Raw genomic sequence first — 13,662 nt, 5'->3', positions numbered from 1 at the left:
CCGCTCAGGCCTTGTTACAAGGCGATTCGGGAACCTCGGTATCCATACATGATCGACTATGCTTGAGCAGCGAAGGGAAACGGAAGTGGTTCAACACCCCATGGATATCAAATTCACCCACCGGCTGTCTTACAAGCAAGCCAGATTCACTGTGCTGGTCGGGTTCATTCTGGGCACGCTGCTCAGCCTGCTGCAAATCGGCATCGATTATGCCAGCGAAGACGCCTCCATCAACCGTGAAATCCTGTCTTTGCTGGAAATCAGCCACAATCCGGCATCGCGGATCGCCTACAACATCGACGCGGAACTGGCGCAGGAACTGACCCTGGGGCTGTTGCGTTCGCCGGCGATCATCTCGGCGCAACTGACGGACAACAACGGCAACGTGCTGGCCAACGTCAAACGCCCGGAGCTGCAAAGCGGCTATCGGGTGATCAGCGACTTCCTGTTCGGCGCCAAACGCCAGTTCGAAGACCGTCTGTACCTCGACCACCTGCCCGACGAATCATTGGGCATCCTCAGCCTTGAAGTCGACACGTACGCGTTCGGCAGCCGTTTCCTGCGCCGCGCCGAAGTCACTTTGCTCAACGGGTTTGCCCGCAGCCTGATCCTCACCGGGATCCTGCTGGCGTTGTTCTACGTGATGCTGACCAAGCCACTGGTACGGCTGATTCGTGAACTCAGTGCGCGCGACGCACGCAGTGCAGAACCGACAACGCTGGAATGCCCGGCCGGACACGCCAATGACGAAATCGGCGTGCTGGTCAAAGTCGCCAACCAGCAGTTCGAAAACATCGCCACGGAAATCCAGCAGCGCCGCAACGCCGAAAACCGCCTGACCGACTACCTCGGGCAGCTGGAGCACATCGTTTCGGCCCGCACCGCCGAGCTCAAGGCGATCAACACCCGGCTCAGCCAGTCCAACGAAGAACTGGAGATCGCCCGCAGCACCGCACTGGACATGGCCGAAGCACGCTCGGCGTTCCTTGCCAACATGAGTCACGAGATCCGCACCCCGCTCAACGGTCTGCTGGGCATGATCGCCCTGTCCCTTGACGGCCCGCTGAACGCCGAACAACAGCAACAGCTGTCAATTGCCCATGACTCGGGCAAGGTGCTGGTGGAGCTGCTCAACGATATTCTCGACCTGTCCAAGTTCGATGCCGGGCAACTGGAGCTCGAGCACATCCCGTTCGACCTCGGCTCGCTGATCGAGGATACCGCCAACCTGCTGTCGCAGAACGCCGCGCCGAGCGTCGAGCTGACCTGCCTGATCGATCCGCACTTCCCCGCTCTGGTGCTGGGAGACCCGACCCGGGTGCGGCAGATCGTCAGCAACCTGTTGTCCAATGCCCTGAAGTTCACCCGCTTCGGCCGGGTTGATGTGCGTCTGTCAGCCCATAACGACGGGGTCCGTATCGAGGTCCGCGACACCGGTATCGGCATCGCCCAGGAAGCCCAGGTGAAAATCTTCCAGCCGTTCACCCAGGCGGGCGCCGGTATCACCCGGCAGTATGGCGGCACCGGTCTCGGCCTGGCGCTGACCTACAACCTCTGTGAAGCCATGCAGGGTCGACTGACCATCAGTTCCGAGGCCGGATTCGGCAGTCAGTTTTGTGCCGACCTGCCGCTGCCGTGCCATACCCGGGCGATCATGCCGCCACCGCTGCACGGCAAGGTACTGGCGATCACCGCGGCCAGCAGCGGCTTGGCGGAACTGCTCAAAACATTGCTGCCGGTGTGGGGCGTGACTTATGAACAGCGCACCATGGACGATCCGTTGCTGGGCCTGTCACCCGATCTGCTGATCACCGATTGCCCGGAATGCCTGTTCAGTCTGCGCCCGACCCTCAGCGCGCCGATCCTGGTGGTGACCGCTTATGGCAGCTTCATGCCCAGCGAAGAGGCCGCAGCGCTGGCGCCATTGCAGCAACAGGCCCGACCACTGGCACGCAACGCGCTGTATCAGATCCTGCGGCGCATTCTGCTCGCAGACATCACCACGAACAACGATGCGCAGCAGGAAAGCCAGCCGGTTCAACGCCGCGGACGCGTGCTGCTGGTGGAGGACAATCCGGTCAACCAGTTGGTGGCCAAAGGCATGCTTGGCAAGCTCGGGTGCGACGTGGTGGTCGCCGCCCACGGCGCCGAAGCGCTGGATCAACTGGAGCACGATGAGTTCGACCTGGTGCTGATGGACTGCAACATGCCGGTGATGGACGGCTACGAAGCGAGCCGGCAGATTCGCCAGAGCGGGCGCTGGCCGCACCTCCCGATCGTGGCACTGACCGCCAACGCCATGTCCGAGGAGCGCGAGCGCTGCCGTGCCGCCGGCATGAGCGATTATCTGGCCAAGCCGTTCCGCCGCGAAGAGCTGGCGGCCCTGCTCGACCAGTGGATTCCGACTACGTCAGCGCCTTGATCTGCCCCAGCAGGTGATCGAGACCGTTACGCAAATCATTGAGCCGATCAAGATCCACGCCGCTGTCGCACAACAATCGGGCCTTGAGCGGCCCAACCTGCTCGCGCAACGCCTGGCCCTGGGTGGTCAGGCTTAGATGCACTTCACGCTCGTCACGCGTCGAGCGCTGGCGCTGCACCCACTGCAATTGCTCAAGCCGCTTGAGCAACGGCGTCAGAGTGCCGGAGTCCAGCGCCAGACGCTCGCCCAATGCCTTGACCGTCGGTTGCTCCGGCGCTCTGTCCTGCCACTCCCACAGCACCAGCATCACCAGGTACTGCGGGTACGTCAGGCCGAGCTGATCAAGCATCGGCTTGTAAGCGCGAATCACCGCCCGGGACGCGGCATACAACTTGAAGCACAACTGACTGTCGAGCTTCAGCGAATCGTCGGGCAGGCCGTTCATTTGAGCAGGGCTTCGATCTCGCCGCTGATGTCCTGCGGCTTGGTGGTCGGGGCAAAACGCTTGACCAGTTGCCCATCCTTGCCGATCAGGAACTTGGTGAAATTCCACTTGATGCCCTCGGAGCCGAGCAGACCCGGAGCGCGTTTTTTCAACTGTACGAACAGTGGATGCGCATCAGAACCGTTGACATCGATCTTCTTGAACAACGGGAAACTCACGCCGTAATTCAGCTCACAGAATTCGCTGATCGCACCCTCGTTGCCTGGCTCCTGCTTGCCGAACTGATTACATGGAAACCCCAGCACCACCAGGCCCTGATCTTTGTAGGTCTGCCACAGCTCTTCCAGGCCTTTGTATTGCGGGGTGAAGCCGCATTTGCTGGCGGTGTTGACCACCAGAACGGCCTTGCCGGCGAAATCGGCCAGGGTCTTTTGTTCACCCTTGATGGTGGTGACAGGAATATTCAGCAGGTTGTCGCTCATGACACGGCTCCACGGGTTATCGGCAAAGGCCAAACATAGCGAGCAATTAAATTGTGTGCAATTTAATTAATTGAGTTGCCATCATGTAGGAGCTGCCGAAGGCTGCGATCTTTTGATCTTTAAAAATCAAGAGATCGCAGCCTTCGGCAGCTCCTACAGGGTGGATCAAACCAGCCGGTCGAGTGAGCAGTTCAATCGCGCGGCTCGAGATTCAGACACACCGAGTTGATGCAATAACGCAGGCCGGTCGGTGGCGGACCATCGGGAAACACGTGGCCCAGATGCGCGTCACAGCGAGCGCATTTGACCTCGGTGCGGATCATGCCGTGACTGGTATCGCGGATTTCGGTCATGGCGCTTTCGCCGATCGGCGCGTAGAAGCTCGGCCAGCCGCAGCCGGAATCGAATTTGGTTTGGGAGTCGAACAGCGGCTCATTGCAGCAGACGCAATGATAAATGCCGTCGGTTTTGGTGGCGTTGTATTTGCCGGAGAACGGCCGTTCGGTCGCACTGAGCCGGCACACGTTGTACTGCTCGGGATCGAGCATCGCACGCCATTCTTCCAGGGTTTTTTCCAACTTTTCCATCATCACACCTCAACGGCTGAAAAAGCCCGATCTGTACCTTTTCCACGGATCGGGTGGCACGTATGATTGCGCCTCGTCACACGCCAGTCTGGCAGCCAGACCGGGTGCATTCAAACGGATTATTGGCGCCACCGCGCAAGACTCCGCCTGTGCGAAGACGCAGGAATCCCAGTACGGTTGGCCATCCGCCGTCTGGATCGTTCATTTTCGGGATCACATCGCCATGCAGTTCAGCAAATCGAACAAGCTCGCCAACGTCTGCTACGACATTCGCGGACCGGTGCTCAAGCACGCCAAACGTCTGGAGGAGGAAGGCCAGCGCATCCTCAAGCTGAACATCGGCAACCCGGCACCGTTTGGTTTCGAAGCGCCGGACGAAATTCTCCAGGACGTGATCCGCAACCTGCCGACCGCCCAAGGCTACAGCGACTCCAAAGGCCTGTTCAGCGCCCGTAAAGCGGTGATGCAGTACTACCAGCAAAAGAATGTCGAAGGTGTCGGCATCGAAGACATCTACCTGGGCAACGGCGTGTCCGAGCTGATCGTGATGTCGCTGCAGGCGCTGCTCAACAACGGTGACGAAGTGCTGGTACCGGCCCCGGACTACCCGCTCTGGACCGCCGCCGTGAGCCTGGCCGGCGGCAATGCCGTGCACTACCTGTGCGACGAGGGTGCCGACTGGTTCCCGGATCTGGCCGACATCAAGGCCAAGATCACGCCGAACACCAAGGCCATGGTGATCATCAACCCGAACAACCCGACCGGTGCGGTGTACTCGAAGGAAGTACTGCTGGGCATGCTGGAAATCGCCCGCGCGCACAACCTGGTGGTGTTCTCCGACGAGATCTACGACAAGATTCTTTATGAAGATGCCGTGCACATCTGCACCGCCTCGCTGGCGCCGGACCTGCTGTGCCTGACCTTCAACGGGCTGTCGAAATCCTACCGCGTGGCGGGTTTCCGCTCCGGCTGGATCGCCATCTCCGGGCCGAAACACAATGCCCAGAGCTACATCGAAGGCATCGACATGCTGGCCAACATGCGCCTGTGCGCCAACGTGCCGAGCCAGCACGCGATCCAGACTGCCCTCGGCGGTTATCAGAGCATCAATGATCTGGTGCTGCCGCAAGGTCGCCTGCTGGAGCAGCGCAACCGTACCTGGGAGTTGCTCAACGACATTCCGGGCGTCAGCTGCGTCAAGCCGATGGGCGCGCTGTATGCATTCCCGCGGATCGACCCGAAGGTCTGCCCGATCCACAACGACGAAAAATTCGTCCTCGACCTGCTGCTCTCCGAGAAGCTGCTGGTGGTGCAAGGCACGGCCTTCAACTGGCCGTGGCCGGATCACTTCCGCGTGGTGACCCTGCCCCGCGTCGACGACCTCGAGATGGCCATCGGACGTATCGGCAACTTCCTCAAGTCCTACCGCCAATAACCGGTCGACAGTGCGCAACGGCCCGAACGTTGCGCACTGTCTGATTCAGCAACACTTCTGCCCTCCCCGCCTCGCAGGGCCTTCTACACTTGCGATTCGTATAGTCCACACGCCTCTGGCGCAGTGGTGGCGGGTGGCGGCTGGCTGTCATCCCTTTCGGTTTCGGTCGTGGGCAATGGCCTGCAGCCCCGGAATCCGCTGTAGGACACAGTTTGAAATAGTCACTCAGTTGAATCACCCCGTGCCGCACCTTATATACCCCGCAGTACGCTACATCTTTAGCTTGAGGAGATTTCTACAACCATGATGCGCATCCTGCTGTTTTTGGCCACTAACCTGGCGGTCGTGCTGATAGCCAGCATCACCCTGAGCCTGTTCGGCTTCAACGGGTTCATGGCGGCCAACGGGGTTGATCTCAACCTCAGTCAGCTGCTGGTTTTCTGTGCGGTCTTTGGTTTCGCCGGTTCGCTGTTCTCGCTGTTCATCTCAAAGTGGATGGCCAAGATGAGCACCGGCACCCAGATCATCAGCCAGCCACGTACCCGGCATGAACAATGGCTGCTGCAAACCGTCGAGCAACTGTCCCGCGAAGCCGGGATCAAGATGCCCGAAGTCGGTATTTTTCCGGCCTACGAGGCCAATGCCTTTGCGACCGGCTGGAACAAGAACGACGCTTTGGTCGCAGTCAGCCAGGGCTTGCTCGAGCGTTTTTCGCCGGATGAAGTGAAAGCCGTTCTGGCCCACGAAATCGGTCACGTGGCCAACGGTGACATGGTCACCCTGGCGCTGATCCAGGGCGTGGTGAACACCTTCGTGATGTTCTTTGCGCGGATCATCGGCAACTTCGTCGACAAGGTGATTTTCAAGAACGAAGAAGGCCAGGGCATTGCCTACTACGTGGCGACCATCTTCGCCGAACTGGTCCTGGGCATCCTCGCCAGCGCTATCGTCATGTGGTTCTCGCGCAAGCGCGAATTCCGTGCCGACGAAGCCGGCGCACGTCTGGCGGGCACCAACGCGATGATCGGCGCGCTGCAACGCCTGCGCGCCGAACAGGGCCTGCCGGTACACATGCCGGACACTCTGAACGCCTTCGGCATCAACGGTGGCATCAAACAGGGCTTTGCCCGCATGTTCATGAGCCACCCGCCGCTGGAAGAGCGTATCGACGCGCTGCGTCGTCGCGGTTGATCCGACCGGCGTAACAATAAAAAGGCCCGCAGTGATGCGGGCCTTTTTTGTGCTCGGGATTGTGTGTTGGCTGATCTGGACCCATCGCTGGCAAGCCAGCTCCCACAGGGTTTTGTGGTGTTTTCTGGATTCGAGGACGAAGCAGATCACTGTGGGAGCTGGCTTGCCAGCGATGGGGCCCGCACAGCCAGTACAAACCTATCGACCAGAAACCCGGTAAACCCGCTCCTCCAACCGCGTCACCCCCGCCTGCAGAAACTTCCAGCTCTCCCCCAGCACATCCTGCTCTTCCAGCATTCGCACCTGCCAGGCACCCGCCAGCAAGCGCTGCACCTCATCATCGCTCACCGCAAACGGTGGCCCGGACATCTGCGCCTGATCGTAATCCAGTGTGATCAACAGCCCTTGCACAACCGGCGGCAGGATTTGCTGCAGATGCGCCGCATAGCGTTCACGCATCGCAGGCGGCAAGGCGATCAACGCTGCGCGGTCGTACAATGCCGCGCAGTCCGCTACATCGTCTGCAGTCAGCGCGAAGAAATCACCGCACCACAACTCGATGGAATCGCCGCGATAGACCTTGAACGGTCCCTCGTCGCTGACCTGCGGCGTTACCTGATGCTCACTGAAGAAGTCCTCGATGGCCTTCTGCGACAACTCGACCCCGAGCACCTGATGTCCGCGCCCGGCCAGCCACAACAGATCCAGGCTTTTGCCGCACAACGGCACCAGCACCCGCGCCTGCATCGGGATCGCCAACTGCGGCCAGTGACGCTGCAAATACGGGTTGACCTCAGGCAGATGAAAGCCGATCTGATTGGATTCCCACTTCTTGTGCCAAAACTCAGGCTGCATGCTTCACCCCAAAAATTCGATCAAAAGGCGTTAAAACTTATATTAGATTTAGATCAATGATCTGACTGAAGATGGCACCATCTTACCGCTCAGGAACCCATCATGTTTCCCAGCCTGTTTATTTCCCATGGTTCACCCATGCTTGCTCTGGAGCCAGGCGCCAGCGGCCCGGCTCTGCAGCGCCTGGCGGCTGAACTGCCCAAACCGAAAGCCATCGTGATTGTCTCTGCCCACTGGGAAAGCCAGGAATTGCGGGTCAGCAGCCATTCGCAACCCGAAACCTGGCATGACTTCGGCGGTTTTCCCCGCGCCCTGTTTGAAGTGCAATATCCGGCTCCGGGCAATCCGCAACTGGCCACCGAAGTGGCCGAACTGCTCAACGCTGCCCATCTGCCGGCTCGCCTCGATGCGCAACGACCGTTCGACCACGGCGTCTGGGTGCCGCTGTCACTGATGTACCCGCAGGCGGATATTCCGGTGGTGCAGGTATCGCTGCCGAGTCGCGGCGGCCCGGTGTTGCAAACCCGTGTCGGGCACGCACTGGCGAGTCTGCGCGAGCAGGGTATTTTGCTGATCGGCTCCGGCAGCATCACCCACAACCTGCGCGAGCTGGACTGGCATGCCGGCCCGGAAAGCGTCGAGCCGTGGGCGCGGGATTTTCGTGACTGGATGATCGACAAGTTGGCGGCCAATGACGAAGCGGCGTTGCACGACTATCGTCAGCAGGCACCAAATGCGGTGCGCAGCCATCCGAGTGATGAGCATTTGTTGCCGTTGTATTTCGCCCGTGGCGCGGGAGGTGAGTTCCGCGTAGCGCATAAAGGCTTCACGATGGGTGCACTGGGTATGGATATCTATCGCTTCGGCTGACGTCATCGCTGGCAAGCCAGCTCCCACAGGGTTGTGGGGCGAGGCAAAAAGCAGACATAAAAAATCCCCGAACCAGTCGGGGATTTTTCATGTTTGATCAATCAGCCCGAGGGCAGATCAATCTTCGCGGTAGCGACGCAGTTTCAGTTGCTTGCCAGCGACGCGAGTGTCCTTCAGCTTGGTCAGGAGTTTGTCCAGACCATCTTCCGGCAGCTCGACGAGGCTGAAGCTGTCACGCACCTGAATGCGACCGATCGCTTCGCGGGCCAGACCACCTTCGTTGAGGATGGCACCCAGCAGGTTCTTGGCGGCGATACCGTCACGCGCACCCAGCGCGGTACGGCAACGGGCACGGCCTTCGCCCAGAGGCATTGGCGCGCGACGCTCGCGGTCACCACGATCAGGACGATCACCGGAACGCTCAGGACGGTCGCCACGCGGTGCGTTGTTCGGCACCAGTGGACGTTCCTTCTCGATCGCTGCCAGGTTCAGCGCTTGACCGTTGGTTGCCTTGCGCAGCAGGGCTGCAGCCAGTGCACGCGGGGTGCAACCGATGTCAGCGGTCAGACGATCGAGCAGCTCGCCGTGAGTCGATTCGGCATCGGCAACCAGCGGCGACAGGCTGTTGGTCAGTTTCTTGATGCGTGCATCGAGCACAGCTTGAGCGTCCGGCAGACGCACTTCGGCAACTTTCTGGCCGGTGACACGCTCGATCACTTGCAGCATGCGGCGTTCACGTGGAGTCACCAGCAGCAGCGCACGACCTTCGCGACCGGCACGGCCGGTACGGCCGATACGGTGCACGTAGGATTCCGGATCGTACGGCATGTCCACGTTGAACACGTGGGTGATGCGCGGAACGTCCAGACCACGGGCAGCCACGTCGGTCGCGACAACGATGTCCAGACGGCCATCCTTGAGCGAGTCGATGACGCGCTCACGCTGGTTCTGGGCGATGTCACCGTTCAGCGCAGCGGCTTTGTAGCCTTTGGCGTCCAGGGCACTGGCCAGATCCAGGGTCGCTTGCTTGGTGCGCACGAACATGATCAGCGCGTCGAAGTCTTCCACTTCCAGCAAGCTGAGAACGGCAGAGGTCTTCTGGTCAGCGTGAACCAACAGGTGAGCCTGTTCGATCGCGGTAACGGTCTGAGTCTTGCTCTGGATCTTCACGTGCTTCGGATCGCGCAGGTGGCGCTCGGCGATGGCACGGATCGACTGCGGCAAGGTTGCCGAGAACAATACGGTCTGACGGGTTTCCGGCATGGCCTTGAAGATCACTTCCAGGTCATCCATGAAGCCCAGTTTGAGCATTTCGTCCGCCTCGTCCAGAACCAGGTGGTTCACGGTAGCGAGGACTTTTTCGTCGCGACGCAGGTGGTCGCACAGACGGCCCGGCGTGGCGACAACGATCTGTGCGCCATTACGGATTGCTTTCAATTGTGGGCCCATCGGCGCGCCGCCGTAGACAGCCACAACAGTTACGCCCGGCATTTGCTTGGCGTAGGTTTCGAAAGCGGTTGCAACTTGTAGCGCCAACTCACGAGTTGGGGCCAGGATCAGAGCTTGCGGCTCGCGCTTGGACGGATCAATGCGGTGCAGGATAGGCAGGGCAAAGGCAGCGGTTTTACCGGTACCGGTTTGCGCCTGACCAATCATATCGTGACCGGCGAGGATGATCGGGATCGACTGCTGCTGAATGGCCGAAGGCTCTTCATAGCCGGTAGCGACTACTGCAGCGACAATATTGGGATGAAGTTCAAGAGCGGCGAAGCCGCCGATTTCCTGGGTCATGGGTCTGCCTCTAAGTGCATCCGCAAAGACCCATGCTCCAAAGCTGCGCATGCCGTGTTGAGACTCAAGAGTCGCCCTGGCAGCTTTGTCGGCGGGGATTTGCGAAAACGTATGAATGAAAAAGAATCGTCAAGGAAGAGCCCGCAGTGCGGACGTGCAGCCGAAGCTGACTTCGGGGAATTGCGCTACCTAAACGCGGCCCGGTTAAAGGCCGGCGCGCACTATACCGGAATTTGCCCAAAAAGGGAGCTTTTTTTATCAGCTGAATCGCTGTGTCACCGCTGTGTAACGGGGTTTTGCGGATAATCGTGCGAAGGTCTATTTTGCAAAGGCCCGGCCTTGCGGGTGATGACGCTTAAACGATTCATCGATGTGCGGCATACCGTCGCTGCACCCGCCCTTCCCGCCCGAGGATCTACCCATGAATCAGCCCTGCCCCGGCCGCGTCAGCCGCGAACATCGTGGTCATGTCCACTTGATTGGCCTCGACCGGGCCGCCAAACGCAATGCCTTCGACCTCGATCTGCTCAATGACCTGAGCCTGGCCTATGGTGAGTTCGAGGCCGACAGTGACGCGCGAGTGGCCGTGGTGTTCGGGCATGGCGAGCACTTTACCGCCGGTCTGGATCTGCTCAACACCAGCGCCGCCCTCGCCGAAGGCTGGCAGGTTCCGACGGGCGGTTGCGACCCGTGGGGTGTTTTCGTCGGGCCGCGAGTGAGCAAACCGGTGATTGTGGCTGCACAAGGCTACTGCCTGACCATCGGCATCGAGTTGATGCTGGCCGCTGACATCAACCTGTGCGCGAGCAATACCCGCTTCGCGCAAATGGAAGTGCAGCGGGGGATTTTTCCTTTTGGTGGCGCGACCTTGCGTTTTCATCAGGTGGCCGGCTGGGGCAACGCGATGCGCTGGCTGCTGACCGGCGATGAGTTCGATGCGCATGATGCATTGCGCCTGGGTTTGGTACAGGAAGTAATGGCCAGTGAGGATCTGTTGCCACGGGCGATCGAACTGGCCGAACGGATTGCCCGGCAGGCACCGTTGGGGGTGCAGGCAACGCTGATGTCGGCGCGGCAGGCACGGTATGAAGGTGAGACGGCGGCGGCACAAGGATTGCCGGCAATGGTGAAGAAGTTGCTGGGGAGTGAGGATGCCAAGGAAGGCATCAGCTCGCTGGTTGAGCGGCGGCCAGGCATCTTCAAAGGGATCTGATGAACTCCTCCCTGTAGGAGCTGCCGAAGGCTGCGATCTTTTGATCTTGTTTCTAAAATCAAAGTCAAAAGATCGCAGCCTTCGGCAGCTCCTACAGTTGACCGAGTCGCCGCTCAGGTGGCTGGGCGAATACTGTTGATCAACGACTGCAACGAATACCCCAACCGCGGCGCCAGCGCTTCAGCGCGGGCGGTCAACGCCTGCATGTCGAGCTCCTGATCGAGATCCGCCGGCACAATCAGAATCACATTGCCCTCCTTCACCGGCAGTTCCCAGTAATGCCGGTGGTAGAGCCCACGCAGCAACGCGGCGCCCAAGGGTTTGCCATCATCGGTGGCCCACTGGTTGATCACCAGCCAGCCGCCCGGATTCAAACGCTTCTGACAGTCACCGAGAAAACTCCAGGCCAGATGCCCGACACCCGGGCCGACATCGGTGTACAGGTCGACAAAGATCAGATCCGCAGGCTCGGCCGTCGGCAGCAATTCCAGCGCATCGCCGACCCGAATGTACAAACGCGGATCGTCATCCAGCCCCAGGTATTCGATGGCCAAACGCGGCACGTCCGGGCGCAGTTCGATGGCTTCGACATCTTCCAGCGGCAGGAACTTGAGGCAGGCCTGGGTCAGCGTACCGGCACCGAGGCCAAGAAACAGCGCGCTCTCCGGTTGTTCATGGCACAACGCGCCAATCAGCATCGCCCGGGTGTAGTCGTATTCCAGCCAGCTCGGATCGGCGGTGAACACGCAGCTCTGCTCAATAGCATCGCCGAATTCCAGAAAGCGGTAATCGGCTACTTCCAGCACGCGAATCACGCCGAACTCATCCTGTACCTCGGCGAGCAACAGCTCGACGCGCTCCTCAGTCATTTCGTCTCCTGATGGTCACCGGGCGCGGTGACGCGATGGCACCGCTGCGGCGCCGTGGCAAAGCGGCGATTGTCGGTGATGGGGCGGGAGCAGGTCACGCACTAATTGCTGCTACCATGGCCTTCCCGTGCGTAGAACCCATTAGAGACCGTGATGAGCCAACCCTGGAGTCCTGACAGCTGGCGCGCCCTGCCGATCCAGCAACAACCCCAATACCCCGACGCCGCGCATCTGCGCCAGGTCGAGCAGACCCTGGCCAGCTATCCGCCGCTGGTGTTTGCCGGTGAAGCACGCGAGCTGCGCCGCCAGTTTGCCGAAGTGACTCAGGGCCGGGCGTTCCTGTTGCAGGGCGGCGATTGCGCGGAAAGTTTTGCCGAGTTCTCGGCGGCGAAGATTCGCGACACTTTTAAAGTGCTGCTGCAAATGGCGATCGTTATGACCTTCGCCGCCGGTTGCCCGGTGGTCAAGGTCGGGCGCATGGCTGGCCAGTTTGCCAAGCCGCGCTCGGCCAACGACGAGACCATCGACGGTGTGACCCTGCCGGCCTACCGGGGCGACATCGTCAACGGCATCGGTTTCGACGAAAAGAGCCGCGTGCCGGATCCGGAGCGCCTGCTGCAGTCCTATCACCAGTCCACCGCCACCCTGAACCTGTTGCGCGCCTTTGCCCAGGGCGGCTTTGCCGACCTGCATCAGGTGCACAAGTGGAACCTGGATTTCATCGCCAACTCGGCACTGGCCGAGAAATACAGCCACCTCGCCGACCGCATCGATGAGACCCTCGCATTCATGCGCGCCTGCGGCATGGACAGCTCGCCGCAACTGCGCGAAACCAGTTTTTTCACCGCCCACGAGGCGCTGCTGCTGAACTACGAAGAAGCGTTCGTGCGTCGCGACAGCCTGACCAACGATTACTACGATTGCTCGGCGCACATGCTGTGGATCGGTGACCGTACCCGTCAGCTCGACGGTGCTCACGTCGAATTCCTGCGCGGGGTGAACAACCCGATTGGCGTCAAAGTCGGCCCGAGCATGAACCCGGACGACCTGATCCGCCTGATCGACGTGCTCAACCCGGACAACGACCCCGGCCGCCTGAACCTGATTGCGCGGATGGGCGCGAACAAGGTCGGCGATCACCTGCCGGCGCTGATCCGCGCGGTACAGCGTGAAGGCAAGCAGGTGCTGTGGAGTTCCGACCCGATGCATGGCAACACGATCAAGGCCAGCAGCGGCTACAAGACCCGCGACTTCGCGCAGATCCTGGGTGAGGTGAAGCAGTTCTTCCAGGTGCATGAAGCCGAAGGCACTTATGCCGGCGGGATTCACATCGAGATGACCGGGCAGAATGTCACCGAGTGCATCGGTGGCGCGCGGCCGATCACGGAAGACGGGTTGTCGGATCGTTATCACACCCACTGCGATCCGCGGATGAATGCCGATCAGTCGCTGGAACTGGCGTTTTTGATTGCGGAAACTCTGAAACAGGTCCGCCGCTAGAC

General features: G+C 60.4%; 12 protein-coding genes. 6 read left to right on the top strand and 6 right to left on the bottom strand.

Translation table 11 applies throughout. From position 1 onward, the window contains the following. The first annotated feature begins 100 nt into the window (after positions 1-100). Positions 101-2,422, top strand: a complete 2,322-nt coding sequence (locus B1722_RS22375; RefSeq protein WP_086794301.1) for a response regulator — start codon at positions 101-103, stop codon at positions 2,420-2,422. On the opposite strand, the gene B1722_RS22370 is transcribed toward B1722_RS22375, so the two are convergent. From B1722_RS22370 to msrB, 3 genes are all read right to left on the bottom strand, one after another. Beyond that, entirely contained in the window at positions 2,406-2,867 is a 462-nt protein-coding gene (locus B1722_RS22370) for a MarR family winged helix-turn-helix transcriptional regulator (protein ID WP_086794299.1), read from the bottom strand. The two genes, B1722_RS22375 and B1722_RS22370, sit on opposite strands and share 17 nt — an antisense overlap. Beyond that, a complete protein-coding gene (locus B1722_RS22365; protein ID WP_027613435.1) occupies positions 2,864-3,349 on the bottom strand; it encodes a glutathione peroxidase in 486 nt (161 codons plus the stop codon). Before B1722_RS22365 ends, B1722_RS22370 begins: the two co-directional genes overlap by 4 nt. 191 nt (positions 3,350-3,540) lie before the next feature. Next, positions 3,541-3,936 (bottom strand): peptide-methionine (R)-S-oxide reductase MsrB, encoded by a 396-nt coding sequence (gene msrB, locus B1722_RS22360; protein WP_041069831.1) that lies wholly within the window; start codon positions 3,934-3,936, stop codon positions 3,541-3,543. Between the two features lie 223 nt (positions 3,937-4,159). Between msrB and B1722_RS22355 the strand changes: the two genes are divergently transcribed. Both B1722_RS22355 and htpX read left to right on the top strand, forming a co-directional pair. Further along, positions 4,160-5,371: a pyridoxal phosphate-dependent aminotransferase gene (locus tag B1722_RS22355; protein ID WP_086794297.1), complete on the top strand. Its 1,212-nt coding sequence runs from the start codon at positions 4,160-4,162 to the stop codon at positions 5,369-5,371. Positions 5,372-5,674: 303 nt separating this feature from the next. Further along, complete coding sequence (htpX, locus tag B1722_RS22350; protein WP_041069582.1) at positions 5,675-6,562, top strand: protease HtpX; 888 nt, start codon at positions 5,675-5,677, stop codon at positions 6,560-6,562. 198 nt (positions 6,563-6,760) lie between these two features. On the opposite strand, the gene B1722_RS22345 is transcribed toward htpX, so the two are convergent. After that, on the bottom strand, positions 6,761-7,417 hold the full coding sequence (locus B1722_RS22345; RefSeq protein WP_086794295.1) for a thiopurine S-methyltransferase: 657 nt from the start codon (positions 7,415-7,417) through the stop codon (positions 6,761-6,763). Between the two features lie 102 nt (positions 7,418-7,519). Between B1722_RS22345 and B1722_RS22340 the strand changes: the two genes are divergently transcribed. Further along, the gene (locus B1722_RS22340) at positions 7,520-8,287 is read left to right on the top strand and encodes a class III extradiol ring-cleavage dioxygenase (RefSeq protein ID WP_086794293.1); all 768 of its coding nucleotides are present in this window, start codon (positions 7,520-7,522) and stop codon (positions 8,285-8,287) included. A gap of 117 nt (positions 8,288-8,404) precedes the next feature. Here the strand turns inward: B1722_RS22340 and B1722_RS22335 are convergent, their stop codons facing one another. Then, complete coding sequence (locus tag B1722_RS22335) at positions 8,405-10,078, bottom strand: DEAD/DEAH box helicase (RefSeq protein WP_007964821.1); 1,674 nt, start codon at positions 10,076-10,078, stop codon at positions 8,405-8,407. A 421-nt stretch (positions 10,079-10,499) separates the two neighbouring features. Here B1722_RS22335 and B1722_RS22325 point away from each other — a divergent pair, with 421 nt between their 5' ends. Then, positions 10,500-11,291, top strand: a complete 792-nt coding sequence (locus tag B1722_RS22325; RefSeq protein WP_041069573.1) for a crotonase/enoyl-CoA hydratase family protein — start codon at positions 10,500-10,502, stop codon at positions 11,289-11,291. Positions 11,292-11,404: 113 nt separating this feature from the next. Here the strand turns inward: B1722_RS22325 and B1722_RS22320 are convergent, their stop codons facing one another. Next, positions 11,405-12,160, bottom strand: coding sequence for a spermidine synthase (locus B1722_RS22320; protein ID WP_041069570.1), 756 nt, complete (start codon positions 12,158-12,160; stop codon positions 11,405-11,407). A gap of 153 nt (positions 12,161-12,313) precedes the next feature. Here B1722_RS22320 and B1722_RS22315 point away from each other — a divergent pair, with 153 nt between their 5' ends. Then, complete coding sequence (locus B1722_RS22315) at positions 12,314-13,660, top strand: class II 3-deoxy-7-phosphoheptulonate synthase (protein ID WP_007964815.1); 1,347 nt, start codon at positions 12,314-12,316, stop codon at positions 13,658-13,660. Positions 13,661-13,662: the final 2 nt, after the last annotated feature.

Origin of the sequence: Pseudomonas sp. SCPG-7 (assembly GCF_002156405.1) — a bacterium.
Taxonomy (GTDB): Bacteria; Pseudomonadota; Gammaproteobacteria; order Pseudomonadales; family Pseudomonadaceae; genus Aquipseudomonas; species Aquipseudomonas parakoreensis.
This window is presented reverse-complemented; position numbering and strand designations above follow the sequence as displayed.

Bases quoted from the DNA above. Each gene is read 5' to 3' on its own strand.
- B1722_RS22365 (WP_027613435.1), bottom strand. From the start codon at position 3,349: ATGAGCGACAACCTGCTGAATATTCCTGTCACCACCATCAAGGGTGAA.
- B1722_RS22335 (WP_007964821.1), bottom strand. From the start codon at position 10,078: ATGACCCAGGAAATCGGCGGCTTCGCCGCTCTTGAACTTCATCCCAAT.
- htpX (WP_041069582.1), top strand. From the start codon at position 5,675: ATGATGCGCATCCTGCTGTTTTTGGCCACTAACCTGGCGGTCGTGCTG.
- B1722_RS22325 (WP_041069573.1), top strand. From the start codon at position 10,500: ATGAATCAGCCCTGCCCCGGCCGCGTCAGCCGCGAACATCGTGGTCAT.
- B1722_RS22340 (WP_086794293.1), top strand. From the start codon at position 7,520: ATGTTTCCCAGCCTGTTTATTTCCCATGGTTCACCCATGCTTGCTCTG.
- msrB (WP_041069831.1), bottom strand. From the start codon at position 3,936: ATGGAAAAGTTGGAAAAAACCCTGGAAGAATGGCGTGCGATGCTCGAT.
- B1722_RS22375 (WP_086794301.1), top strand. From the start codon at position 101: ATGGATATCAAATTCACCCACCGGCTGTCTTACAAGCAAGCCAGATTC.
- B1722_RS22320 (WP_041069570.1), bottom strand. From the start codon at position 12,160: ATGACTGAGGAGCGCGTCGAGCTGTTGCTCGCCGAGGTACAGGATGAG.
- B1722_RS22315 (WP_007964815.1), top strand. From the start codon at position 12,314: ATGAGCCAACCCTGGAGTCCTGACAGCTGGCGCGCCCTGCCGATCCAG.
- B1722_RS22370 (WP_086794299.1), bottom strand. From the start codon at position 2,867: ATGAACGGCCTGCCCGACGATTCGCTGAAGCTCGACAGTCAGTTGTGC.
- B1722_RS22345 (WP_086794295.1), bottom strand. From the start codon at position 7,417: ATGCAGCCTGAGTTTTGGCACAAGAAGTGGGAATCCAATCAGATCGGC.
- B1722_RS22355 (WP_086794297.1), top strand. From the start codon at position 4,160: ATGCAGTTCAGCAAATCGAACAAGCTCGCCAACGTCTGCTACGACATT.